General features: G+C 41.1%; 21 protein-coding genes. 13 read left to right on the forward strand and 8 right to left on the reverse strand.

Translation table 11 applies throughout. The features are described 5' to 3' along the window. Positions 1–34 precede the first annotated feature (34 nt). Both B3P17_RS00880 and B3P17_RS00885 read right to left on the reverse strand, forming a co-directional pair. Entirely contained in the window at positions 35–994 is a 960-nt protein-coding gene (locus B3P17_RS00880) for a FecR family protein (protein WP_252638349.1), read from the reverse strand. Between the two features lie 130 nt (positions 995–1,124). Further along, the gene (locus B3P17_RS00885; RefSeq protein WP_252638350.1) at positions 1,125–1,694 is read right to left on the reverse strand and encodes an RNA polymerase sigma-70 factor; all 570 of its coding nucleotides are present in this window, start codon (positions 1,692–1,694) and stop codon (positions 1,125–1,127) included. A gap of 538 nt (positions 1,695–2,232) precedes the next feature. Here B3P17_RS00885 and B3P17_RS00890 point away from each other — a divergent pair. From B3P17_RS00890 to B3P17_RS00900, 3 genes are all read left to right on the forward strand, one after another. Further along, positions 2,233–4,074 carry an ABC transporter ATP-binding protein gene (locus B3P17_RS00890; protein WP_252638351.1) on the forward strand — a complete coding sequence of 614 codons (1,842 nt, stop codon included), beginning with the start codon at positions 2,233–2,235 and terminating at the stop codon, positions 4,072–4,074. Positions 4,075–4,173: 99 nt separating this feature from the next. Next, positions 4,174–4,935, forward strand: coding sequence for a tRNA (guanosine(46)-N7)-methyltransferase TrmB (gene trmB, locus B3P17_RS00895; RefSeq protein WP_252638352.1), 762 nt, complete (start codon positions 4,174–4,176; stop codon positions 4,933–4,935). Next, entirely contained in the window at positions 4,928–6,040 is a 1,113-nt protein-coding gene (locus tag B3P17_RS00900; RefSeq protein ID WP_252638353.1) for an Mrp/NBP35 family ATP-binding protein, read from the forward strand. Before trmB ends, B3P17_RS00900 begins: the two co-directional genes overlap by 8 nt. 120 nt (positions 6,041–6,160) lie before the next feature. Here the strand turns inward: B3P17_RS00900 and B3P17_RS00905 are convergent, their stop codons facing one another. Beyond that, positions 6,161–6,550 (reverse strand): YybH family protein, encoded by a 390-nt coding sequence (locus B3P17_RS00905; RefSeq protein WP_252638354.1) that lies wholly within the window; start codon positions 6,548–6,550, stop codon positions 6,161–6,163. 164 nt (positions 6,551–6,714) lie between these two features. Further along, positions 6,715–7,587, reverse strand: coding sequence for an AraC family transcriptional regulator (locus B3P17_RS00910; RefSeq protein WP_252638355.1), 873 nt, complete (start codon positions 7,585–7,587; stop codon positions 6,715–6,717). Positions 7,588–7,757: 170 nt separating this feature from the next. Between B3P17_RS00910 and B3P17_RS00915 the strand changes: the two genes are divergently transcribed. Then, a complete protein-coding gene (locus B3P17_RS00915) occupies positions 7,758–8,519 on the forward strand; it encodes an amidohydrolase (RefSeq protein ID WP_291102623.1) in 762 nt (253 codons plus the stop codon). A 425-nt stretch (positions 8,520–8,944) separates the two neighbouring features. After that, the gene (locus B3P17_RS00920; RefSeq protein WP_252638357.1) at positions 8,945–11,368 is read left to right on the forward strand and encodes a sodium-translocating pyrophosphatase; all 2,424 of its coding nucleotides are present in this window, start codon (positions 8,945–8,947) and stop codon (positions 11,366–11,368) included. 82 nt (positions 11,369–11,450) lie between these two features. Here the strand turns inward: B3P17_RS00920 and B3P17_RS00925 are convergent, their stop codons facing one another. Then, a complete protein-coding gene (locus tag B3P17_RS00925; protein ID WP_252638358.1) occupies positions 11,451–11,894 on the reverse strand; it encodes a carboxymuconolactone decarboxylase family protein in 444 nt (147 codons plus the stop codon). Between the two features lie 228 nt (positions 11,895–12,122). Here B3P17_RS00925 and B3P17_RS00930 point away from each other — a divergent pair, with 228 nt between their 5' ends. Then, positions 12,123–13,202: a hypothetical protein gene (locus tag B3P17_RS00930; RefSeq protein WP_252638359.1), complete on the forward strand. Its 1,080-nt coding sequence runs from the start codon at positions 12,123–12,125 to the stop codon at positions 13,200–13,202. A gap of 101 nt (positions 13,203–13,303) precedes the next feature. On the opposite strand, the gene B3P17_RS00935 is transcribed toward B3P17_RS00930, so the two are convergent. Beyond that, the gene (locus tag B3P17_RS00935) at positions 13,304–14,944 is read right to left on the reverse strand and encodes a fumarate hydratase (protein ID WP_291102628.1); all 1,641 of its coding nucleotides are present in this window, start codon (positions 14,942–14,944) and stop codon (positions 13,304–13,306) included. Between the two features lie 220 nt (positions 14,945–15,164). On the opposite strand from B3P17_RS00935, the gene B3P17_RS00940 reads away from it, so the two are divergent. Next, positions 15,165–16,178 carry a hypothetical protein gene (locus B3P17_RS00940; RefSeq protein WP_252638361.1) on the forward strand — a complete coding sequence of 338 codons (1,014 nt, stop codon included), beginning with the start codon at positions 15,165–15,167 and terminating at the stop codon, positions 16,176–16,178. On the opposite strand, the gene purN is transcribed toward B3P17_RS00940, so the two are convergent. Continuing rightward, the gene (purN, locus tag B3P17_RS00945) at positions 16,175–16,747 is read right to left on the reverse strand and encodes a phosphoribosylglycinamide formyltransferase (RefSeq protein WP_252638362.1); all 573 of its coding nucleotides are present in this window, start codon (positions 16,745–16,747) and stop codon (positions 16,175–16,177) included. The two genes, B3P17_RS00940 and purN, sit on opposite strands and share 4 nt — an antisense overlap. A 154-nt stretch (positions 16,748–16,901) precedes the next feature. Between purN and B3P17_RS00950 the strand changes: the two genes are divergently transcribed. From B3P17_RS00950 to B3P17_RS00965, 4 genes are all read left to right on the forward strand, one after another. Continuing rightward, on the forward strand, positions 16,902–17,138 hold the full coding sequence (locus B3P17_RS00950) for an acyl carrier protein (RefSeq protein ID WP_006798850.1): 237 nt from the start codon (positions 16,902–16,904) through the stop codon (positions 17,136–17,138). Positions 17,139–17,159: 21 nt separating this feature from the next. Next, a complete protein-coding gene (gene fabF, locus B3P17_RS00955) occupies positions 17,160–18,422 on the forward strand; it encodes a beta-ketoacyl-ACP synthase II (protein WP_135104616.1) in 1,263 nt (420 codons plus the stop codon). A 5-nt stretch (positions 18,423–18,427) separates the two neighbouring features. Further along, complete coding sequence (gene rnc / locus B3P17_RS00960; protein ID WP_252638363.1) at positions 18,428–19,300, forward strand: ribonuclease III; 873 nt, start codon at positions 18,428–18,430, stop codon at positions 19,298–19,300. A 169-nt stretch (positions 19,301–19,469) separates the two neighbouring features. Beyond that, entirely contained in the window at positions 19,470–21,368 is a 1,899-nt protein-coding gene (locus tag B3P17_RS00965; RefSeq protein ID WP_291102639.1) for a carbohydrate-binding domain-containing protein, read from the forward strand. A gap of 114 nt (positions 21,369–21,482) precedes the next feature. Here B3P17_RS00965 and folD read toward each other — a convergent pair whose 3' ends face one another. After that, positions 21,483–22,364 (reverse strand): bifunctional methylenetetrahydrofolate dehydrogenase/methenyltetrahydrofolate cyclohydrolase FolD, encoded by an 882-nt coding sequence (gene folD / locus B3P17_RS00970; protein ID WP_252638365.1) that lies wholly within the window; start codon positions 22,362–22,364, stop codon positions 21,483–21,485. A 388-nt stretch (positions 22,365–22,752) separates the two neighbouring features. Between folD and B3P17_RS00975 the strand changes: the two genes are divergently transcribed. After that, positions 22,753–23,481, forward strand: a complete 729-nt coding sequence (locus B3P17_RS00975; RefSeq protein ID WP_252638366.1) for an RsiV family protein — start codon at positions 22,753–22,755, stop codon at positions 23,479–23,481. Next, positions 23,481–24,101: a 16S rRNA (guanine(527)-N(7))-methyltransferase RsmG gene (gene rsmG / locus B3P17_RS00980; protein ID WP_252638367.1), complete on the forward strand. Its 621-nt coding sequence runs from the start codon at positions 23,481–23,483 to the stop codon at positions 24,099–24,101. Before B3P17_RS00975 ends, rsmG begins: the two co-directional genes overlap by 1 nt. The last annotated feature ends 148 nt before the right edge of the window (positions 24,102–24,249 follow it).

Raw genomic sequence — 24,249 nt, forward strand, 5'->3', positions numbered from 1 at the left:
TTTCATTGGCTTACATTTTAGAGTGATTGTATTTTTACTTGATATTAATGATATGGGTTTCAGGATCCCTTTGGTATTCAAATTTTATATCTCTTTGCAAAACCCGTAACGCATAGTCGATGCCGTCTACAAAACGGAACTTACCGGTGTACGAATATTTGCCTACATGCGTATTGTCTATATTGATTCTTAGTCCGTATATTTTTTCAAAGTCGCGCATAATACTGCCAAAAGAGGCATTATTGAAGCTGATCAAGCCCTCTTTCCATCGGTAGACATCATAGTCTTCGATACCCGAAACCTCGAGCTTGCCATTTCTCAAAACTGCTCTGGTGTTGGGGCTGAGGGTCAACGACTGGCTAGGGTCGGACGTAAGATCTACCTTTACCTTACCATCCATCAGTGTGGCCACAAAATCGTCTTCACCCGAATATGCCATCACATCAAACTTGGTTCCCAGTACGCTCACGTTTCCTTTCGATGTTTCTACTATAAAGGGTTTATCCTCGTTGTGCACCACCTCAAAATAGGCTTGCCCGTCGAGCTTTACGATACGTTGTTTTTTATTGAAAGATACCGGATATTCTATTTTGGTACGGGCATTGAGCCATACTTGTGTACCATCGGGCAAGGAAAGGTTTACATATTGCCCGGCAGGAACACTGATAGACTGCATTCCATAGTCTTCATTACTGTTTTTTATTTGCATGTACAGCAATCCGCTCATAAGCAAGATAGCAATAACAGCCGCCACTTTCATAAATGTACCAAACAGTATCCGTTTACGGTCTGTCGACGGTTCTTCTACCAATATGCTACTATCGGCAGTGATGCTGCTTTGGTCGTGATGCAGGATCAAGGCATCAAAAAGTTTTCTCTCCTGATAAAACTGCTCCTGATGCTGAGGCGATGCTTCAAACCATTCTTTTATCGTTTGATCTTCACTATCAGTAGTTAAACCTTCAAAAAACCTAAATAACAATTCTGAATCCATTTACTTTTTGCGACTATTTATATTTTTTCTATAAGAATGTCGTGTATAAGAATAACAAACGAAGGCAGTACATCCCTAGTCAAAATATTGTTAACAAATATTAAAAATGAAATTCGATTATAAGCAAGAGCTACTTATTCAGAATAAAGAAAAGCGCAATCCACGCCGAAAGGTAATCTTTCAGGTTTAGCCGAAGCAAGCTCAGGGCTTTTGAGATGTGAAATTCAACTCCTTTGGGTGTAATGCCAAACATTTCGGCTATTTCTTTATGCGATTTTTCTTTGTAACGGCTCTCAACAAATATATCGATTGTTCGCTGTGGTAGTTTGGCCAGTGTATCTCTCACAATCTGCTGTATCTCTTCGGAGAATATCTCTTCGGGGTCGCATGCTTCCAACGAACTGATACGCACATCAAGCTCCCATTGAGCATAGCTGCCCATATCGGTAAGTATCCGGCTTCTGCGTTCTGTTTGTTTGAGGTAGTTGAGGCATTTGTTTTTTATTATCGTCAATATATATGCCTCTATATTAGAATCTGCACTCAGGCTATCCTTATTGTCCCAATAAATCATGAAGGCCTCTGTGGTGAGGTCTTCCGCAACATCCATACTACGTACATACGAATTAGCAAAACGAACAAAGCGGTTATAGTATTTCGTGAAAAAACTATTAAACTTTGGATTTACAGGGTTAACCATTCATACATCATTTAGACAATACAAAAGTAGGAACTATTTAGAACCTGTTTAAATTTTCCACGAATATTTTTCTATGAATATTTCTCCGATTTTCTTCGTTCATTTTTAGTCTCTTTTTGTCCGCTTTATCCTTTTGTTCAACTTTAATAGCCTGCTATTATCGTTTCTCAAAAGAATAAATCATCCTGAAAACAGTTCTAAAAATTGGAACGAGCAAAATTCAAACAGACTCTTAAAATATCAACTGTAAGATTTCATTTTTTTGTAAATCTTTCACAACGGAAATATTAACACAAAATCTCACAATAAAAAGAGTCGGCACAACTGCTGCGTACCGTATATCATTACCATACTCTATATTTGCCTTGCTTCACCCAATTAAGTGTCAAATATCACAAAACATTTCCATTAAAACAACATATATGCCAATTATCTAAAATACCTGAAAGCTATTCTATAAATAAAGAATTATGGCTAACTTGCAGCCGTTTTTCGCCGGGACGTAAACCCCGACATTTTTTCACCCAAAAACTTTCTGATGAAAGACTTTATAACACTGATAAGGAGGTTTGTACCTCCGTACAAAAGGCAAGTAGCACTAAATCTTGTGTTCAACATACTGAGTGCTATCCTCAATGTATTTTCTTTTGCGCTGATAGTACCTATACTCCGTATATTGTTTAAGGTAGACGAAAAGGTATACGAATACATGCCTGTGGATACTTCAAGCATCAGCACGATGCTCAACTATAAGGTTCTCGAAAACAACTTCTACGCATACCTTTCGGATATGATGGCCACACACTCGGGCGGAGCAGTATTGCTTGGCTTGGGGCTAACACTTGTGGTGATGACCTTATTCAAAACCGGTGCTACCTACCTCAGTGCTCACTATATTGTAGATGTACGCACAGGCGTGGTACGGGATATCCGCAAACAGATAAACGACAAAATACTATCGCTGCCTCTCGGTTTCTTCTCGGGAGAACGCAAAGGCGATATTATTGCACGTATGACAGGGGATGTAAACGAGGTGGAAAATTCGGTGATGAGTTCGCTCGATATGGTTACCAAAAACCCGATTATGATACTCGTATATCTGGGTACAATGCTTTTTATCAGTTGGGAACTTACCATCTTCGTATTGATACTACTACCTATAGCCGGATACATAATGGGCAAGGTAGGCAAAAGCCTCAAACGCAGATCGGTGACAGCACAAAACCAATGGGGAAGCCTTGTTTCGCAGATAGAAGAAACGCTGGGCGGACTGCGTATCATCAAAGCATTCAATGCCGAGTCGAAGATGAAAACCCGTTTCGACTCGTCTAACAATATTTTCAGAAACATGTCGAACAAGATCGCTCGCCGCCAACAGATGGCACACCCCATGAGCGAATTCTTGGGAACGATTGCAGTGGTTTGTGTACTTTGGTTTGGAGGAACGCTTATATTAGACGGATCGGGATCAATGGACGCATCGAAGTTTATTTATTACCTGACTATATTTTATCTGATCATCAATCCGGCCAAAGACCTATCCAAATCGGTTTACGCCATACAAAAAGGGATGGCTTCGGTTGAACGTATCGACAAGATACTAAAAGCAGAGAATAACATTAAAAATCCTGCTAATCCGAAACCAATATCACTAAAAGAATCGATCACCTACAGAAATGTAGAATTCAAATACGAAACCAGTCATTGGATCATCAAGAATGTAAGCCTCACCATTCCTAAAGGGAAAACAGTTGCCCTTGTGGGACAATCGGGCTCGGGCAAATCTACGATGGCCGACCTCCTACCCCGTTTTTATGACGTAAACAAGGGAGGTATCTATATCGACGATATAAACATCAAGGATGCCGATGTGCACGACCTCCGCTCGCTGATGGGTAATGTAAATCAGGAAGCAATCCTTTTCAACGATACATTCTACAACAACATTGCGTTTGGTGTAGATGACGCCACAATGGAAAGAGTGGTAGAGGCAGCCAAGATAGCCAATGCCCACGATTTTATCATTGCCACCGAAGAAAGATACAACACGAATATAGGCGACCGGGGCAGCAAACTGTCGGGGGGGCAACGCCAACGCATCAGCATTGCCCGCGCCATCCTCAAGAACCCTCAGATACTGATTCTCGACGAAGCCACATCGGCACTCGACACCGAATCGGAACGCCTGGTACAGGATGCGCTCGACAACCTGATGAAGAACCGCACCACGCTGGTTATCGCTCACCGCCTTTCTACAATAAAGAATGCGGACGAAATATGTGTGATGCACGAAGGCGAAATTGTAGAACGTGGACATCACGACGAGCTGTTCGAAAAGAATGGCTACTATCGTAAACTGTGCGACATGCAGCAGTTTTGAGCCCCTCCAACCTCCCCGAAGGGAGGCTTTGTACAAAGAGGGTTATATAAGAATTTTTTATTCCGGTTCCCCCTCCGGAGGTATAGGGGGCTGACAACAATGGGAAAAAATAAGCTTGCCAAATTTGCCAACATGGAGGAATACCCGCACGTATTCCAATATCCGTTTGCCGTTTTGCAGGAAAAAGGATTTGAGATGAAAGGGAAGTGGAACTCGCTTTTCTTCAAGAACGACAACCCGATAGTCCTCGAACTGGGCTGCGGCAAAGGCGAATACACCGTAGGGCTTGCCAAGCTATATCCGAACAAAAATTTCATAGGAGTAGATATAAAAGGCGCACGCATGTGGACAGGGGCAAAGCAGTCTCTTGAAGCCGGCATGCAAAATGTCGCATTCTTGCGCACGCACATAGAACTGATAACGCACTTCTTTGCAGCGGGCGAAGTGTCTGAAATATGGATCACCTTCCCCGACCCGCAAATGAGCAAGGTAAACAAGCGGATGACCTCTACCCGCTTTATGAAGCTGTACCGTGAGATTTTGTCCGACAAGGGTATTGTACACCTCAAAACAGACAGCAACTTCATGTACACCTACACCAGCGAGATGGTGAAAGCAAACGCTTTGCCTGTACTGTTCGAAACGGACGATCTGTATCACTCTCAGCTTGTGGACGATATACTTAAAATACAAACCTACTATGAACAACAATGGCTGGCAAGGGGTTTAAATATCAAGTATATAAAATTTGAATGTCAACATCGCGACCACTGGATAGAACCCGACATAGAGATCGAAAAAGACGACTATCGCAGCTTTGGGCGAAGTAATATATTAAATCAATCAACTAAAAATGGCTAATATATATCCTAAATTAATTATCGACGCACTGCGCAATGTGCGTTATCCCGGCACAGGGAAGGATATCGTAGAAATGGGATTTGTGTCCGACGATATCCACATCGACGGAATGAAAGTAAGCTTTTCTCTACTTTTCGAAAAAGCGAACGACCCGTTTATCAAATCGATAGTGAAAGCTGCCGAAACAGCTATCCTGACTTACGTTGACCCCAATGTCGACATAAAAGGAAATATTGAAGTAAAAACCCAACAGGTAGAAGCACCCAAACCGGTGAAAGCACTGCCTCAGGTAAAAAATATCATTGCCATATCGTCCGGAAAAGGCGGTGTAGGCAAAAGCACCGTATCGGTAAATCTGGCGGTTGCCCTTGCCAAGAAAGGCTACAAGGTGGGCTTGCTCGATGCCGATATCTTCGGACCTTCGTTACCCAAAATGTTTGACGAAGAAGAAGCTCGCCCGTTTCTTGAACCGATTGACGGAAAAGAATACATCGTTCCGATAGAAAAGTATGGCGTGAAAATGCTTTCGATAGGTTTCTTTGTAAACAGAGACGACGCTGTAGTATGGCGTGGAGCAATGGCAGGCAATGCATTGAAGCAACTGATAAACGACGGTAACTGGGGCGAACTCGATTATTTCCTTATCGACTTTCCACCCGGAACAAGCGACATTCACCTCACACTGGTGCAAACGCTTGCAATAACCGGAGCGGTAGTAGTCAGCACCCCTCAGCAGGTAGCACTTGCCGATGCCCGCAAGGGAATCAATATGTTTACCAACGAAAAGGTAGATGTGCCTATCCTCGGCATGGTAGAGAACATGGCATGGTTTACTCCTGCCGAACTGCCTGAAAACAAGTATTTCATCTTCGGCAAAGAAGGTGCAAAAAATCTGGCAGAAGAAATGAATGTACCATTACTAGGACAAATACCTATTGTACAAAGCATTTGCGAAGGTGGCGACAAGGGTGTGCCTGTAGCATTGAACGAAAACACGATCACGGGAATGGCGTTTGCACATCTTGCCGATAACTTTATCAGTTCGGTAGAAAAACGCAATGCAGAAAAAGCCCCTACTCAAAAAGTAGAGATACATAATAGATAAGGTACAAGCTGAAGATATTTATCAGATCAATGATTAAAAGCATCTCCACTATTTTAGTAGAGATGCTTCGTTTATAATAATAAGGTATAGGAAATACACTGTCAATGACTAGAAGTATTTTTATCCCAACGGTTTTATCAGCGACCAGTGGTTATGGATTATTTTCCACTCAGCCTTGTCGTTCAATTGATACACTTCGGTACAATTCCATCGGTAAAGCTCTTCGCCGGAATAAGAAATCAGATTATATGTCAACACAGCCGTTTGTGGATATACCTGTACCACAGGGTCTATCATTTCGTAACGCTCTACCTGAAAATTATTTCTCATACTCTCATACAACTCTTTTATTCTCTCAAAGCCGTCAAGCCTTTTTTCCTGATACGGATCAAAATAGGTAAAGTCAGGAGAGTAAATAGCCAGATAACCGTCAGGGTTTCCTGTGTTCCAAAGCTCCAAAGCTGCAACTTCCATTTCGATGATCTTTTTCTTGATGATTTCTTTATCCATGTCTTTTGTTATTAGATTATGTATTCTTTATCATTTCACTTCTCTGTCATTCTGAGTGTAAGAAAGACTCCCGACTCATTTTAATAAAATAGATATTTATTAGACAAAAATAGAGATCGTTTGCCTATTTATCAGGATATAAACTACGGAGAAAATAGCACTTTTCAACGTTTTTCACTATTGCGATATTGCAGCGGTGTGGAGTGGGTATATTTTCTAAAAAAGCGAATAAAATAAGAAGAAGTCTCAAAATTAAGATGCTCGGCTATTTCAGATACAGACAAATTGGAATACGCCAGCATCTTTTTTGCTTCCGCAAGTATCTTGTTCTGAATATAGAGCTTTGCATTTACACCCATCGCCTTTTTCACGATGGCGTTCAGATAATTAGGTGTTATACACAGCTTGTCGGCATAATACGCTGTGTCGTGAAACTCCCTGAAGTCTTTATCTACCGCTTCGACAAAAGAATCGACATGTCTGCTCGGCATTACCCGCATTTCGCTTTCACCTTCATTTTGCTTTTTGTATTCACGGTCGAGGAGCATCAGTATTTCATAAAGCAATGCCCTTAATATATGTTTGTCTTTCGACTGATAGTCTTGCATTTCGGCTGTTATATTGCCAACAAGATATACTATCCGTTCCTTTATAGCAGCAATACTTATCTTATGAATCTTTCTTTGTGTTCCGAAATACGAAAGGCTTTGCAGAAAGAGTGGGTCGTTGAAAAAAGAAAGTAGAAATTCACCTTCAAAAATTAGCGCATAGCCATCCGGCGTATTTTCGCTTTTTATCCATGCACGCACATCTCCGGGCTTTGAGAAAACAACATCGCCACTATCCAACGTGTATTTGCTATTGTTGAGACCAAACGCCACATTATCACTCTCTATAAAAGTAATGTCATAATAAGATAATGTGTGTACAGGATCTTTTTGTATATACTTCTGTATATCTGCAAGCCTGACAACATCGATAAGGAGTTCTTCTCCGTATTTTGTTTTATGAAAATTATATACAGGTATTGATTTCATTCCTTTTAACAATATACAAATCTACAAAAAATCGTTACAGATGATACGAAGCGAAAGCAAAATTCATTTCTGCCTGAAATTAAAATAGACTTTTACAAAATGTAACTTTTTTCTTTTATAGAAAATCTTTAACTTCGAAGCTAATATCATCAAATAAATATCTGATATACATGAACATTAAATTGCTGCAAACTGACATCGTATGGCAGAAGCCTGAAGCCAACAGAGAGCATGTCGAGAATTTGATAGATTCGTTATCAGATTCTACAGACCTTGTCGTTTTACCCGAAATGTTCACCACCGGTTTTTGCACATCACCCAAAGGTGCAGCCGAAAAAGCTGATACAGATACACTGCTGTGGATGCAATCCATTGCTTTACGCCGCAATATGGCTTTGGCAGGAAGTGTAGCCACCGAAGAGAATGGAAAATACTATAACCGCTTATATTTCGTCAAACCCGCCGGAAGCTATGTGACATACAACAAACGACATCTGTTTACCTTTGCGGGAGAACATAAAGAATACACCGCCGGAGAAGAAAGAGTCGTTGTAGAATACCACGGTTTCCGCATTCTGTTGCAGATATGTTATGATGTACGCTTTCCTGTTTATTCGCGCAACAGGGGTGACTATGACATGATAATATATGTAGCCAACTGGCCTACCGTACGTTTGGATGCATGGAATACCCTAGTGCGGGCTCGTGCCATAGAAAACGTTTGTTATGTAGCAGCCGTAAACCGCACAGGCAGCGACCCTTATGTACAATACAGCGGGGGAACAGCCCTTTACGACTTTATGGGCAAAACCATCGCTGAAGCCGGAACAGAAGAAGATATTGTAAGCGGAACAATCGACATGCAAGATTTAATCAGGTTCAGAAATAAATTTCCGGCACTGCAAGACGCAGATCAATTTAAACTAATATAAGATTTTGTCAAGCGGAGGGGCGAAGCATCTCATCCGTTTATCGCAGGAAATTATTCCTTCTTATAACTGTAATTTGTTAAATCGAAACAATCTCAAGCAACAATAATTTTTGAAGGTATCCACCGCCTCATCAAGGTAATTAGCTTATTACTAAGCAAAACATGTTGTTTAACATATAAAAAACATCATAAAACAAGCACGGAGGTGAGCCAAATGTTAATTTAACTCCTCCATTGTTATTTTTACTTAAAACGTTTTTTTAACGGTAAGAAAATCAATAAAAAATAGATCGAAAAAGGATTAAATTTTGTAAATTCAAAACAATTTTTAGTTCGGAGCGGAAACTGATAAACAAACATATTTTCAGTTGGTATTTTAGGGAGAGAGTATGTTTGTTATTGTCTATCTAAATACAATTTTTTATCATGAAAAAACTAAAAAATGTTGGTCTACTGATTGGTCTGCTTCTTGGTGTTAACCTATCTACGTTTGCAAGCGAAGCCGACCTGGCGATTCCTGATCTCCATGAGGGCACCTTCCACATCTTTGGAACTGCGATTACTTCATGGGATTTTTTATTTTATGGTGCACTGATCATTGCTGGAACATTATGTTTCAGTCTTCTCTTGTTCCGTCAGGTCAAGAGATTACCTGCTCACGACTCTATGCTCAAAGTAGCTGCTACTATTTACGCCACTTGCCGGACATATCTGATCCAGCAAGGTAAATTCCTTCTGATGTTGTTTGCATTGATTGCCCTTGTGCTATGCATCTACTTCTTCGGATTGATCGGGCAGTCTTTCGGGGTTGTTATTCAAGTCTTGTTATTCTCCATTGTAGGTATGGCAGGGTCTTACACTGTGGCTTGGTTTGGTATTCGTGTAAATACCTATGCCAATGCACGCACCGCATTTGCTTCGTTAAAAGGACGTCCGTTGGATGTCGTTAATATACCGTTGAAGGCCGGCATGAGCGTCGGTCTGTTCCTCATCTCTCTCGAGCTGGTACTTATGGTTATTATCCTTCTTTTTGTGCCTCGCGAAATAGTAGGTATCTGCTTCTTGGGATTTGCTATTGGCGAATCGCTTGCAGCAAGTGCCTTGCGTATTGCCGGAGGTATATTTACCAAAATTGCCGACATCGGTTCCGACCTGATGAAGGTTGTTTTCAAGGTAAAAGAAGACGATCCCCGCAATCCGGGTGTGATAGCCGACTGTACAGGCGACAATGCCGGTGACAGTGTAGGCCCTACAGCCGACGGATTTGAAACATACGGTGTAACAGGGGTTGCTCTGATTGCATTTATCACATTAGCCGTAGAAGATCCGCATATTCAGGCTAAACTGATAGTATGGATATTCGGAATGCGTTTCTTGATGGACTTCTTGTCGGGATGTGCATTCTTTATCAATCAGGCTATATCGAAAAGACTATACGGAAATAAAAAAGAATTCGACTTCGAGTCTCCTTTGATGCGCCTCATCATTATCGCCGCTGTTCTTTGTATCTCGGCGAGCTTCTTTATGAGCCACCTATTGCTAGGCGATATGGTAGAAATCACAGGCAACCCGGCAAATGGCAGCCTTTGGTGGAAATTGGCAATTATTATCAGCTGCGGTACACTTGCTGCGGTATTGATTCCTGAGTTTACGAAGTTCTTTACCAGTTCCAAATCGAAACATGTGAAAGAAATCGTCACCGCTTCACGCGAAGGAGGCCCGTCACTGAATATCCTATCGGGTATTGTAGCCGGTTATTTCGGAGCATTCTGGACAGGATTGCTTATCGCAGCGCTGATGACAGGTGCATTTTTTACCGCACAGATGGGATTGGACGCCATATTAGGCCCTCACGCCTCTATCTTTGCATTCGGGTTGGTTGCATTCGGGTTCTTATGTATGGGCCCTGTAACCATTGCCGTAGACAGCTATGGCCCTGTAACAGACAATGCCCAATCGGTATTCGAATTGTCGCAAATAGAAAGCATTCCGAATATATCTGAGGAGATAAAGAATGAATATGGTTTTACACCTAATTTCGAAAACGGAAAACATTTTCTCGAAGCAAATGACTCGGCAGGAAACACCTTCAAGGCTACAGCCAAACCGGTATTGATCGGAACAGCCGTAGTAGGTGCTACAACGATGATATTCTCCATCATCTTGCTGCTCGAAAAAGTAGGGCTGCTGAAACTGTCTCTAACCGATGCGCCGGTACTTCTCGGGCTGATCTGTGGTGGTGCTGTTATCTTCTGGTTTAGTGGTTCTTCTATGCAAGCCGTTACCACAGGAGCTTATCGTGCTGTAGAATTCATCAAACGCACATTCGATATCACCAAAAAAGAAGCAGACATCGAAGATTCTATCGCCGTGGTCAAGATTTGTACCCAATATGCACAAAAAGGGATGTGGAACATATTTATCGCCCTTATTTCGCTCACATTGGCATTTGCATTCCTCGACCCTAACTTCTTTGTGGCTTACCTTGTATCTATCGCTGTATTCGGATTGTTCCAGGCCATCTACATGGCTAATGCGGGAGGTAGCTGGGATAACGCTAAGAAAGTAGTAGAAGTAGACTTGAAAGAAAAGAACACTCCTCTGCACGAAGCGGCAGTAATAGGAGACACTGTGGGCGACCCATTCAAAGATACTTCGTCCGTATCGTTAAACCCTATCATCAAGTTCTCTACCCTATTCGGATTGTTGGCAACAGAAATCTGTATAGAAATGCGCTCCAATCCCGATAGTGATTATTCTATATTTATTGCTATACCATTCTTAATTCTGGGCTTGGTATTTGTTTGGCGTTCATTCTATCGGATGAGAATCCCAATAAAGACTGCATAGCAGCTTGATGTAAAATATTGAAATCTGTATATAATAAATAGGGATAATCTTTAGCGATTATCCCTATTGTTTGTTTAAGCGATTAGTCTATCGGTAATTCTGTGGATATGGCAATCCTGTTCCAGCCATTGATAACCACCGCAGCCATTATTACCTCAGCGAGTTTAGATACTCCCAATATCTTTTCTGCTTGTTGATATGTTTCAGCCGAAACACCTCCTTTGCTGATAAGGGTAACCTCTTCTGTCAGACGAAGTATTGCCTTCTCGCTTTCAGAATATAAGTTGCCTGCTTCATGCCATGCGTTCAACAAATAGATACGTTGTTCAGTTTCCCCGATTTTACGAGCATCACGGGTATGCATGTTCAGGCAAAAGGCACAACCATTGATTTGCGAAGCTCTTATTTTAATCAACTCCTTTTCGATAGGAGTCAGAGATGTTTGTTGTAAAGCATTTTCGAGAGACATCATTGCTTTGTATAGCTCGGGGGCAGCTTTGTACATATTCAGTCTTTTATTTTCCATTTTCAATATCTTTTTTTGAATTAGTAATACAAAATTAGCCATTCCAACAGACTAGAATCTTAAACTGGTTTAAGAAAGAGATCTTTCTCTATCCATCGACAGAAAAAGAGATTAAAAAAACATAATCTTATGAAAAAGAAGCTATTTCAAAGAGGTTCTCAATCGCACAGATTGGAAAAAACGGCTTTTTTTCGTATATTACTAGCGTGATTAAAAAATAAATATATTATGGCATTAAAAGAAAAGATAAAAAAACTGGCAACTGTAACAGCAGGGCCTTGTGTTAGTATCTCTCTTAATACACACAGAACACGCCCTGCCAGCGATAAAGATAAAATATTGTTGAAAAACCTGCTTTCGCAAGCAGAAAAGCAAATAGTTGCCGAATATGGAAAAAGAACAGCAGCTCCCCTTCTAGAGAAGATAGCGACTGTAGAAAATAGAGTGAACGAGAACAACAATCTCGACAGCCTTCATGTATTCTTATCGAACGACATGGAGGAAATCATCAGAACATCGTGGACTGTACCCGAAGATAGGTTAAACATTAGCAGCACATTCAATCTGCGCCCACTGATAAAAGCGTACAACCGCAGCAAAGAATACCTGATACTTGTATTATCGCAAGGAGGGGTACAGCTATATAAAGCATTAGGAGACGGAATTGAAGAAGAGGTAAAGAGCGATGGGTTTCCATTTGAAGGATCGCCGTATTACATACCCAACAGGGCAGAGAGAAGCAATGCTAAGCGTGTAGACGACCTTGTCCGTGAGTTCTTCAATCAGGTTGATAAAGCCGTGGTGAAAGTAAATCAGGAAACCGAGCTGGAGTGTGTCGTTGTTTCTACCGAAGACAATTTCAGTAAACTGATGCAAGTAGCCGATAAGCCCGACATCTATATAGGATACACATCGATAGACTACAACAACTCGAAGCCACACGATGTAGTCAAACCCGGCTGGGAGATAATGAAACAGTATATGCACGAACACAGGTCGGAAGCCATTGTAGAAATGAAAGAAGCAATATCGAAGCATAAAGTTCTTACCGATTTGCAAGAAATCTACCGGGCTGCAATAGATGGAAATGGCGAGATGCTGATCGTATACGACAAGTTTTCGCAACCCGTGAGGATGATAGATGAGCGGAACTTCGAACTGGTAAAAGAGGCGAATCAGCCGGACGTAATCGATGATATTGTGAGCGATATAGCATGGGAAGTGCTATCTAAAGGCGGAAAAGTATTTTTCACCATGCAAGACGAAATAAAGGAATTGGACAAGATAGCCCTTAGAACAAGATATTAAGTTATGTAAAAGTGGCGTCTTCGGTATAAAAAAAATAAGCGGATATCATTCATTTGATATCCGCTTATTCATACACATAGACTGCTTGCTTATAGTATATATTAGCTCATAGAGCAGTTAATCGGTTTCAATTGTTTGAAGAAGTCGTTACCCTTGTCGTCTACCAAGATGAATGCAGGGAAATCTTCTACTTCTATTTTCCATATCGCTTCCATTCCCAATTCAGGATATTCGAGACACTCAAGGCTCTTTATGCTATTCTGAGCAAGTATTGCAGCCGGGCCGCCTATACTTCCCAGATAGAATCCGCCGTGCTTGTGACAAGCGTCTGTTACCTGTTGGCTACGGTTACCTTTAGCAATCATTATCATGCTGCCGCCATTAGCTTGGAATGCGTCTACATACGAGTCCATACGACCTGCTGTAGTAGGTCCCATCGAACCGCTTGCATATCCTTTAGGCGTTTTTGCAGGCCCTGCATAGTAGATCGGATGATCTTTGATGTATTGAGGAAGCCCTTCGCCCTTATCGATACGCTCCTGAAGCTTAGCATGGGCAATATCACGTCCTACGATGATTGTACCGGTGAGTGACAAACGTGTAGAAACAGGATATTTAGACAGCTCTTCAAGTATTTCCTTCATCGGACGGTTGAGGTCTATTTTCACACCTCCTGCTTCGCCGGCATTACGCAATTCTTCTGGAATAAGCCTTGTTGGATTATCTTCCATTTTTTCGAGCCATATACCGTCTTTGTTGATCTTTCCTTTTATATTTCTGTCGGCCGAACAAGAAACACCCATGCCCACAGGGCAAGATGCACCGTGACGAGGCAAACGAACCACACGGATATCGTGAGCAAAGAATTTACCTCCAAATTGCGCTCCAAGCCCTAGCTCCTGAGCAGCCTTCAGTAGTTTGGCTTCCATTTCCAAATCACGGAACGCACGTCCACCTTCGTTACCCGAAGTAGGAAGACCATCATAATATTTAGTAGAAGCCAGCTTAACTGTTTTCAGATTGGTTTCGGCTGATGTACCGCCAATAACAAATGCGATATGGTAAGGAGGACATGCTGCTGTACCCAACGATTTCATTTTTTCGATCAGGAACGGCTCTAGTTTCTCAGGTGTAAGCAATGCTTTTGTTTCCTGATAGAGATATGTTTTGTTTGCAGAACCACCACCCTTAGCTACAAAAAGGAATTTATATTCATTTCCGTTTACGGCATACAGGTCTATTTGCGCAGGCAGGTTGGTTCCTGTATTCACCTCATTGTACATATCCAAAGGCGCATTTTGCGAATAGCGCAGGTTGTCTTCGGTAAATGTATTGTACACACCCTTCGACAAGCCTTCCTCGTCGTTGCCGCCTGTCCACACATTTTGTCCTTTCTTACCCATAATGATGGCTGTTCCTGTATCCTGACAGAAAGGGAGCACCCCTTTTGCCGAAATTTCGGAATTGCGCAAGAATGTAAGCGCCACAAATTTATCATTGTCGCTGGCATCGGGATCAGACAATATCTTTGCCACTTGCTCTTGATGCTCGGGGCGTAATAAGAATTCTACATCGTGAAAAGCATGTTGCGCCAGTAAAGTAAGAGCCTCAGGTTGTACTTTCAGCATCTCTTGTCCTTCAAAATTAGCTGTAGAAACATGATCTTTGGAGAGTAAATAATACTCTGTGGTATCCTTCTCTAATGGAAACGTTTCTTGGTACTTAAATGATGGTGTTGCCATGATTAATATTTTAATAGTTGATTTATTTTACGCAAAAGTACGAAAATAAAGGCAGTGTTTCAAACATAAGAAGTTTATAAAAGATTAAAAAGCCACCTTATTTATACTAAAAAATGTAAGACCCATTATCATTCACGAAAAATCTTGTATATTTGCGCATTATATACTTAAGTAAAAGATTATTGACGTATATATAAATTTCAAAAGCGAACACAAACAAATGAATTTAAGCAAATATATCATACTCGTTTTGATAGCATCACTCCTTCCTTTTTTAGCTTATGCCCAAAAAAAAGGAAACAAATATATAGTGACTACAAAAGACACAACGCTGATCGTTAGCAACAGAGGCGAAAAAGACCCCCAGAACAAATTTTTGTTTAATAAAATGGGAGCGGATGCAGACTCCGTTTCAGCTATCCTAAAGTCAGACTATAACTCGCTGGAAGGTGCACTTATGGATATCGACAGACTGATAGGACAAATAGAAAAAGACCAAATTCTATTGAAAACGGGCAACACAAGCTTAGCTTATCGTCTATCGAAAGCGAATATAGATAGCCGCGACAAAGAAAAGAGAGCACGCATAATAGCGGATAGCATTCAGCAGGAAATGCTGAAAAAATCTGCCGACGAGTTGGCTCAGGAATATGTTAAGTATGGCAACAAACCTTTATACTTTATCAATGGTACAAGGGTACAGTCGGAAGTTGTAGATCGACTATCACCTAACGATGTAGTGAAGCGTGATTTTATAATACAAAATACAGCATCGGGCAATCCGAATGGCGAAGTATGGATTACCGTTACCGAGAGGGCTATCAACAAGCTCAATTTGTGGGCAACCGAAAAGAGCTCCGACAATTACGTGTATCCGTCACCGATAATGCCAACGCCAACAGTGAATACCAAAACAACAGACAGAAAAGAGGAAAAAGCACCTAAACGTTCTGTAAGAAGAATAAAGTCTGACAGGGCAGAGCAATATAACGACAATCGACAGACTGTAACATCGCCTGTATATCAGCCCGAACCGACAACAGCAGAGCAAAAAACGAACAATCCTGCTCAGCAACCGACACAAGGTGCAGCAAATAAGAATATTAAAACAAAAAAAGATAACACCTCAGTACTTAGTGGCGACCGCCGAACTATCGTAAGAGCCAGAACGGTGAACAACGAGGAGGTGAAAGTAAACGAGCCTGAAGGCAATACAGAAAACCAATCGAATTAGAAGGTCTGATCTAAGACACTGGAAATAACAACCGGAAAGTGCGTATACTCAAGTGTATGCACTTTTTTTGCGACATCCTCATAGGTATCGCTTTTCAGCACAGGGCATTTTGCCTGAAAAATAATAGCCCCCTCATCGTAATTCTCATTCACATAATGTATCGTAATGCCCGACTCTGTTTCTCCGGCTTCTACTACAGCCTTATGAACATTGTCGCCATACATCCCTTTACCGCCAAACTTAGGTAAAAGCGCGGGGTGGATATTTACTATCTTACCGGGATATGCTTCTAATATATTGTGGGGAACTTTGAGCAGGAAACCTGCGAGAACAATAAAGTCTATTTTATTCTCTTTCAGGCAGTCGAGCACAGCATCAGATGTTTCGAACTCGTTTTTGGAGAAGGTAACCGATTTTATTCCCAGCTTGTTTGCACGCTCGTGCACATAAGCATCTTTCTTATTTGATATTATAAGCGGAATGGAAACAGTATTACTCTCTGCGAAGTAGTTTGCTATGTTCTCGGCATTAGACCCTGAACCTGAGGCAAAAATAGCGATTTTAATCATGAGTGTTTTTTTGCGATTATGCACACAAGTAAAAAATATGTGCAATTTTAACTATTTTATCCATAAAATATTTGTAACATATAGATAAAAAACTGTTACTTTGCATCGACAAAATTAAAAATAAAAAATTTATTATTAATCAAAACTAAAAATTATGTCAGAAGTAGCATCAAAAGTGAAAGCAATCATTGTTGATAAGTTAGGTGTTGAAGAGTCTGAAGTTACTGATACTGCTAGCTTTACAAATGACTTGGGAGCAGATTCACTTGACACAGTAGAATTAATCATGGAATTTGAAAAAGAATTCGGTATTTCTATTCCAGATGATCAGACTGAAAAAATCGCTACAGTGGGAGATGCTGTCTCTTACATTGAAGCAAATGCAAAATAATCTTTTTTCCAATAGTCATTTATGGAATTTAAAAGAGTAGTAGTAACAGGTCTAGGCTCGGTAACTCCGTTAGGCAACGATGTCCCAACTACTTGGGAGAATGCTTTGAAAGGAATGAGTGGGGCTGGACCTATTACTCATTTTGATGCGTCAAAATTTAAAACACAGTTTGCTTGCGAAGTTAAAGATTTCGATCCGTCAGGATTGATGGATAGAAAAGAAATCCGCAAGTGTGACAGATATACATTATTGGCTATCGGTTCGTCCGAAGAAGCCATAAAAGATTCAAAACTTGATTTTGAAAATGAAAACTGTGACAGAATCGGTGTTATATTTTCGGCAGGTATAGGTGGTATCAAGACTTTTGAAGAAGAAGTTGCATACTACTATACACACGAAGATATGGGACCTAAGTTCAACCCGTTCTTTATCCCTAAGATGATTTCGGATATTGCAGCCGGATTGATTTCGATACGTCACGGTCTTCGTGGACCTAACTTTGGAACTGTTTCTGCCTGTGCTTCATCTACACATAGTTCTATCATCGCATTCGACCAAATCCGTTTGGGCAAGGCAGATGTAATGGTAGTCGGAGGAGCCGAAGCAGCAATCACTCCGGCGGGTGTTGGTGGTTTTAATGCAATGACAGCTTTGTCTACACGTAACGATTCTCCTCAAACAGCATCTCGTCCGTTCAGCAAGAGCCGCGACGGGTTTGTAATAGGAGAAGGTTCGGCATGTCTTATTTTCGAAGAATTGGAGCATGCGCTTGCACGTGGAGCAAAAATATATGCTGAAGTTGTAGGAGGCGGAATGTCTGCCGACGCTTATCACCTCACAGCGTCACATCCCGAAGGGCTGGGAGCGAAACTAGTAATGAAAAATGCGCTTGAAGATGCCCACATGAACCCAAGTGAGCTTGATTACGTAAACGTACATGGAACATCAACTCCGGTTGGCGACCCATCAGAAATCAAAGCAATCAAAGAGGTATTTGGTGAGCATGCTTATAACCTGAATATCAGTTCTACAAAATCCATGACAGGTCACCTTTTAGGTGCTGCGGGAGCATTGGAAGCAATCTTCTGCGTACTGTCGGTACAGAATGATATAATTCCGCCAACAATCAATTTCACCGAAGGAGACGAAGATACTGAAATTGATTATAAGCTGAACCTAACATTTAATAAGGCTGAGAAAAGGACTGTAAACGCAGCACTCTCAAACACATTCGGTTTTGGAGGACATAATGCTTGTATAATAGTAAAGAAGTTCAAGAAATAAGTCGCGTGCTTAGAAAGATATATCGTGGAATAAGGCTTCTTCCTAAAAGAGGGAAGGAGCCTTATGTTTCTTTTTACAAAATATTTGGGTTCTATCCGTACAACATAACGCTCTATGAGCAAGCTCTTTTGCACAAATCTTCTTCTATAAAGTTGAAAGACGGCAAATGGATCAACAACGAGCGGCTCGAGTTTTTGGGCGATGCCATCCTCGATGCTATTGTTGCCGATATTGTATTCAAGGAGTTTGAATATAAGAAGGAGGGATTCCTTACCAATATGCGTTCGAAGATCGTCCAACGTGAAACTTTAAACAAATTAGCACTCGAATTGGGTATCGACAAACTAATAAAAACATCTGCCCGCAATACAACACCCAATACCCACATGTATGGCAACGCACTGGAGGCATTGATAGGTGCTATCTATTTAGATCAGGGATACAGGGTGTCGAAGAAGTTTGTTCTCGAACGCCTCATCAAAGAACACCTGAATATAGACACGGTAGCCGAGCAGGAGGCAAACTACAAGTCGCGACTGATAGAATGGAGCCAAAAGCAAAAAATATCGGTCAGCTTCGATCTCGTCGACAGCTTTGTAGACGAAAACAACACCCCTATTTTCAAAACTGCCGTTGTGATACTCGGCGAGCAAGCCGGACTGGGAACAGGCTACTCGAAGAAAGAATCGCAACAAAAGGCAGCAAAAGAAGCTTTCAACAAGCTTCAACGTGACAACAATTTCCGCAACCACATACTGCAACTGTACGAGAAACAACAGCAATTGCAAAACGAAGTATATGTGAATATGCAAGACAAAGCGGAAACGGATGTGGAGACGGAAGCCAAAACCGAATCCGAAGCGATTTCGGAAAAGTAATCCTACTTTCCATCCTTTATTTTAGCAATATTCATCGAACAAATCGCCCTGTTTGTCGAACTTGCTTGTATTTTCTTCGTAAAGATTATAATATTATTGTCTTAATTCACACAAGACCAATAATATGAATTCTAGAAAAATCTTTATTTTATTTTTTACAGCATGTTGCATGCTTCTAATAGCGTGTAGCAACGACAATGAATCTGTTAATGACGATGATGATGAAATCGTTATTGATGAAGACTTCACTACCAACACAAAGGATACAACCTTTGTGGATGCCGTTACTATTGCCTATACCGATAATATCGTAACGATTACAAACCCTTACGAAAATGAAGGGGTAAGCATAACCCAATCGAACGGAAATGTGGTGGTAACATCTACAAACACAACCACAGAAATCAACTATGTACTTTCGGGAACGATAAAGAGTGGTTCTTTCAAAATTTATAGCGATTACAAGTTCGGGTTGGGACTCAATGGTGTCAGCATAATAAGCACAGACGGCCCTGCACTGAACGTACAATCGGGCAAGAAAGTGACCGTAATGCTAGTGGGAGGAACGTCTAACCGACTGGTAGACAGCAGCACTTACACAGCCTACAACGACGAAGACATGAAAGGGGCTTTCTTCAGCGAGGGACAGCTCAATTTTCAGAGAAATGGAAATCTACTTGTTATAGGACGATACAAGCACGCAATCAGCAGTGACGACTACATCCGTATAAAAGGAGGGAATATCACTATATCGGGTGCAGTAAGTGACGGTATCCATGCAAAAGATTATTTCAGAATGGATGGAGGTACGCTCAACATCAAAGCCTCGAGCGATGGTATAGACTGCGACGAAGGCTACATCAAAATTTATGATGGAAATATCACTATAAAAAGCGAGGACGATGCCATTGTAGCCTCTTACGAAGACACAGATACATCCATAGATTCTTCTATAGCCATCAGTGGAGGCACTATAAATATCACTACCACAGGTCAAAAAGCGGCAGGCATAAAAAGTGACATCGGCTCAATCGGCGTCACAGGTGGTACAATCAACATCAGTACTTCGGGGCTTGCGGCAAAAGCTTTTAATGCCGGAGGCAATATGACCATAGGAGGCGGTGAGCTTACACTGGCAACAACAGGCAGTGCGTATTACGATACCGACGACAAAGACATATCATCTGCGGCGGGCATAAAATGTGATGGCGCCCTCACAATAGATAAAGGTGTAATAAATATAACAGTCTCCGGCGCAGGAGGAAAAGGCATCAGTGTAGATGGAGACCTCATCATCAATGATGGAACTATAAATGTATCTACTACCGGGGATCTATTCAAATACGGCTCAGACGATACGGCAGCCAAAGCCATAAAGAGCGACGGTAATGTTACCGTAAACGGTGGTTCTATAATCATCAAAACAACCAAAGAAGAGGCTGAGGGATTGGAGAGCAAGAAAATACTGACAATCAACAATGGTACAATCGAAATTGAAGCATACGACGATTGTATCAACGCATCCAACCACATCGCCATCAACGGAGGAAACATATACTGCTACAGCACATCAAATGATGGTATAGACTCGAACGGAACAATGACTATAACAGGTGGCACCATCATATCCTCGGGTACAACAGTACCGGAAGAAGGTTTCGACTGCGACAACAATACGTTCAAAATCACAGGAGGTATTCTTGTTGGTACGGGCGGAGCAACCAGTAATCCTACGTCAGGTGTGAGTACTCAGCGATCTGTTATTTACGGAACAACGGGGACTTCGGGCGATCTGATCCATATAGAGGCATCCGATGGTACGGGAATATTAACTTACAAAGTACCTAGAACATACAACCAAATGACATTATTATTCAGCTCTCCTAATATGAAGTCGGATGTAACGTATACGGTTTACAAAGGGGGCAGTGTGTCAGGGGGCAGCAATTTCCACGGACTGTATTCATCGGCAACATATTCAAAAGGAACGACAGCTATAACTTTCACACCAAGTTCGATGGTTACCAGCATCGGAACCTCAACAGGAGGGAACGGAGGTCGTCCGTGATTTTACTATTGGATAAATAATCGTAAAGGCCGCTTTGTGAAAAGCAGCCTTTATTTTTTTTATAAGTGAAACGACATCGTTCTTCTCTATAAGATTCTTTTTCTCAGAAAAATATTACTTGTATATTTCGTTTTTACCTGCCAACAAAGTATTTCTCATCAAGGAAATAATTGTCATAGGCCCTACCCCACCCGGTACAGGTGTGATAAACGATGCTTTGGCGGCTACTTCATCGAAGGCAACATCCCCTTTCAGCTTAAATCCTGATTTAGTCTCAGTAGAAGGCACACGGGTAGTACCCACATCGATCACTACAACGCCATCTTTCACCATGTCTCCTTTCAGAAACTCGGGAACGCCCAATGCAGCAATAATAACATCGGCACTTTGGCAAACTTCTTTTATATTTGGTGTGCGGCTATGGCATACAGTTACTGTGGCATCGCCCGGATAGCCTTTTTGCATCATCAGATTTGCAACCGGCTTTCCTACAATATTGCTTCGACCAAGCACCACGCAGTGTTTGCCCTGAGTAGGAATATCGTATCGTTTCAGCAATTCGAGTATCCCCGCCGGAGTTGCCGACACAAAGCATGGCAAACCGATAGACATACGCCCTACATTGATCGGATGAAATCCGTCTACGTCTTTGCGGTAGTCAATCGCTTCTATTACTTTCTGTTCCGATATATGTTTTGGCAATGGCAATTGAACGATAAACCCGTCAACGTCGGCATCTTTATTCAGCTTATCTACACAAGCCAGAAGTTCTTCTTCGCTTACATTATCCTCGAAACGTATAAGAGACGACTTAAAGCCTACCTCTTCGCATGTACGCACTTTGCTGGCAACATAAGTTTCGCTTCCGCCGTCGTGCCCCACCAATACTGCTGCCAGATGAGGCGTTTTACCTCCTGCGGCTTTTATTTTTGCGACCTCTTCGGCTATTTCTTTTTTCATTTGAGCCGATATGGCTTTACCATCGATTAATTGCATATAAATTGCTTTAGATAAGAATTATTAGATGCCACAAAGATATAAAAATAGGAGCAAATAGCTGTTAATTGACAGAAACTTCATACTACCAAAAAGTTAATATAAATACGCCTTAGAGGCACTCTATTGAAAAATTACTTCATAAAAGATTAACAAAAAAAGGTATCCCTTTTCCTTTTTGTCGTATATTTGCTTCATGAAAAGAAATAAAAAACTATTAGCACAGATTTAACGTTAGTAGTATATACAGCAGTAGAAACTAAATGATGTTCATATGAAATTTACCTCTACACATATCAGTTTATTATTTATATTTTCCATTTTATTTTTTTCATGCGAAAACAAAAAAACGGATACAGTAAACAATATAGTGTACGATTCTATTAGTGTGTCAAAGATTTACCATTTGGATAACGACTCCACTAAGCCTTCGTGTTCTATAAAAATAAATTATATCTTCCCTGCAAAATATGAAGACAGTATTATGCTCGCCAAGATACAAAAAGAGTTTAACTATGCTCTGTTTGAAGATGAGTCTTCGGAATCGCTCTCGCCGGCAAATGCGGTAGACAAATATGTAACCAATTACATTGCAAATTATAAGGAAGCGGCACAAGTGCAGTTCCCCGACTGGGAAAGCTCGGAAGATAGTGAAGATTATTTTTCGTTCTATAAAACGCTAAACTCTCAAGTGATATTCGACAGAGGAGGTATCATATCGTACCAGACATCATCGATGGACTTTAAAGGTGGTGCTAATTCGTCTACATTCTACAAAAATGTGAATATAGACCTGAAGACAGGAAATGTAGTTACAGAGAAAGACATATTTATCCCCGAATATAAAAAGCTGCTCAACACAATGCTTACCGATAAGATTGTGGCACAGAACAATGTAAAAACAGCCGAAGACCTTCTTGAATTCGGATATTGGGGAATAGAAGACATAGCAGCCAACAATAATTTTTCGATCGACGATAAAGGAATAACTTACCTATTCAATCAGGGCGAATACTCAGCACCATCGCTGGGCACGATCAAAGTTCCGTTTACATACAGTGAGTTGTACCCGATATTAAAAGACAATTCTCCAATTTCTAGCTTCTCAGGAAAATAATGGATATAATTCTTAAATACTTCCCTAATATTACAGAAAAGCAAAAACAACAGTTTGCTGCTCTATACGATCTGTATGCGGATTGGAATTCTAAAATAAATGTAATTTCACGCAAAGACATCGAAAATTTGTATACTCACCATGTCCTTCACTCGTTGGGGATAGCCAAACTGATTCAGTTCAAAGACGGCTCTAAGATCATGGATGTAGGTACAGGAGGCGGCTTTCCGGGAGTACCGCTCGCTATATTGTTTCCTAAGTGTAACTTCCTGTTGGTAGACAGTATCGGAAAAAAAATAAGGGTTGCCACAGAGGTTTCGAGCGCCATCGGATTAGAAAATATTCAATTTCGCCATTGTCGCGCCGAAGAGGTAAAAGAACAATTCGACTTTGTGGTAAGCCGTGCAGTAATGCCTCTACCCGATTTGGTGAAAATCATACGAAAAAACGTATCGAAAGAACAGCAAAATGCTCTACCAAACGGACTGATATGTCTCAAAGGGGGAAACTTGGAAGGGGAGCTAAAGCCATTCAAGAAAACTGCCGAAGCGGACGACCTGTCGATGTACTTCGAGGAAGAGTACTTCAAGACAAAGAAGATCGTTTATGTGCTGATCTGAGATACGAAAATATCTCTTACTACTAACCTTAAATTTATCGGTGATGAAAAATCTACTCGTTGTTTTTCTATGCCTCTTTTTTGTCATCCCCCTATACAGTCCGGACAAATTCGCCCACCAAAGATTTTGTAATTACATTCCTCAATGA

Origin of the sequence: Dysgonomonas sp. UBA7630, from assembly GCF_002483985.1 — a bacterium.
GTDB lineage: Bacteria > Bacteroidota > Bacteroidia > Bacteroidales > Dysgonomonadaceae > Dysgonomonas.

Excerpts from the sequence above, each read along its gene's own strand:
- B3P17_RS00880 (WP_252638349.1), bottom strand. The coding sequence starts at position 994 with ATGGATTCAGAATTGTTATTTAGGTTTTTTGAAGGTTTAACTACTGAT.
- B3P17_RS00885 (WP_252638350.1), bottom strand. The coding sequence starts at position 1,694 with ATGGTTAACCCTGTAAATCCAAAGTTTAATAGTTTTTTCACGAAATAC.
- B3P17_RS00890 (WP_252638351.1), top strand. The coding sequence starts at position 2,233 with ATGAAAGACTTTATAACACTGATAAGGAGGTTTGTACCTCCGTACAAA.
- trmB (WP_252638352.1), top strand. The coding sequence starts at position 4,174 with ATGGGAAAAAATAAGCTTGCCAAATTTGCCAACATGGAGGAATACCCG.
- B3P17_RS00900 (WP_252638353.1), top strand. The coding sequence starts at position 4,928 with ATGGCTAATATATATCCTAAATTAATTATCGACGCACTGCGCAATGTG.
- B3P17_RS00905 (WP_252638354.1), bottom strand. The coding sequence starts at position 6,550 with ATGGATAAAGAAATCATCAAGAAAAAGATCATCGAAATGGAAGTTGCA.
- B3P17_RS00910 (WP_252638355.1), bottom strand. The coding sequence starts at position 7,587 with ATGAAATCAATACCTGTATATAATTTTCATAAAACAAAATACGGAGAA.
- B3P17_RS00915 (WP_291102623.1), top strand. The coding sequence starts at position 7,758 with ATGAACATTAAATTGCTGCAAACTGACATCGTATGGCAGAAGCCTGAA.
- B3P17_RS00920 (WP_252638357.1), top strand. The coding sequence starts at position 8,945 with ATGAAAAAACTAAAAAATGTTGGTCTACTGATTGGTCTGCTTCTTGGT.
- B3P17_RS00925 (WP_252638358.1), bottom strand. The coding sequence starts at position 11,894 with ATGGAAAATAAAAGACTGAATATGTACAAAGCTGCCCCCGAGCTATAC.
- B3P17_RS00930 (WP_252638359.1), top strand. The coding sequence starts at position 12,123 with ATGGCATTAAAAGAAAAGATAAAAAAACTGGCAACTGTAACAGCAGGG.
- B3P17_RS00935 (WP_291102628.1), bottom strand. The coding sequence starts at position 14,944 with ATGGCAACACCATCATTTAAGTACCAAGAAACGTTTCCATTAGAGAAG.
- B3P17_RS00940 (WP_252638361.1), top strand. The coding sequence starts at position 15,165 with ATGAATTTAAGCAAATATATCATACTCGTTTTGATAGCATCACTCCTT.
- purN (WP_252638362.1), bottom strand. The coding sequence starts at position 16,747 with ATGATTAAAATCGCTATTTTTGCCTCAGGTTCAGGGTCTAATGCCGAG.
- B3P17_RS00950 (WP_006798850.1), top strand. The coding sequence starts at position 16,902 with ATGTCAGAAGTAGCATCAAAAGTGAAAGCAATCATTGTTGATAAGTTA.
- fabF (WP_135104616.1), top strand. The coding sequence starts at position 17,160 with ATGGAATTTAAAAGAGTAGTAGTAACAGGTCTAGGCTCGGTAACTCCG.
- B3P17_RS00965 (WP_291102639.1), top strand. The coding sequence starts at position 19,470 with ATGCTTCTAATAGCGTGTAGCAACGACAATGAATCTGTTAATGACGAT.
- folD (WP_252638365.1), bottom strand. The coding sequence starts at position 22,364 with ATGCAATTAATCGATGGTAAAGCCATATCGGCTCAAATGAAAAAAGAA.
- rsmG (WP_252638367.1), top strand. The coding sequence starts at position 23,481 with ATGGATATAATTCTTAAATACTTCCCTAATATTACAGAAAAGCAAAAA.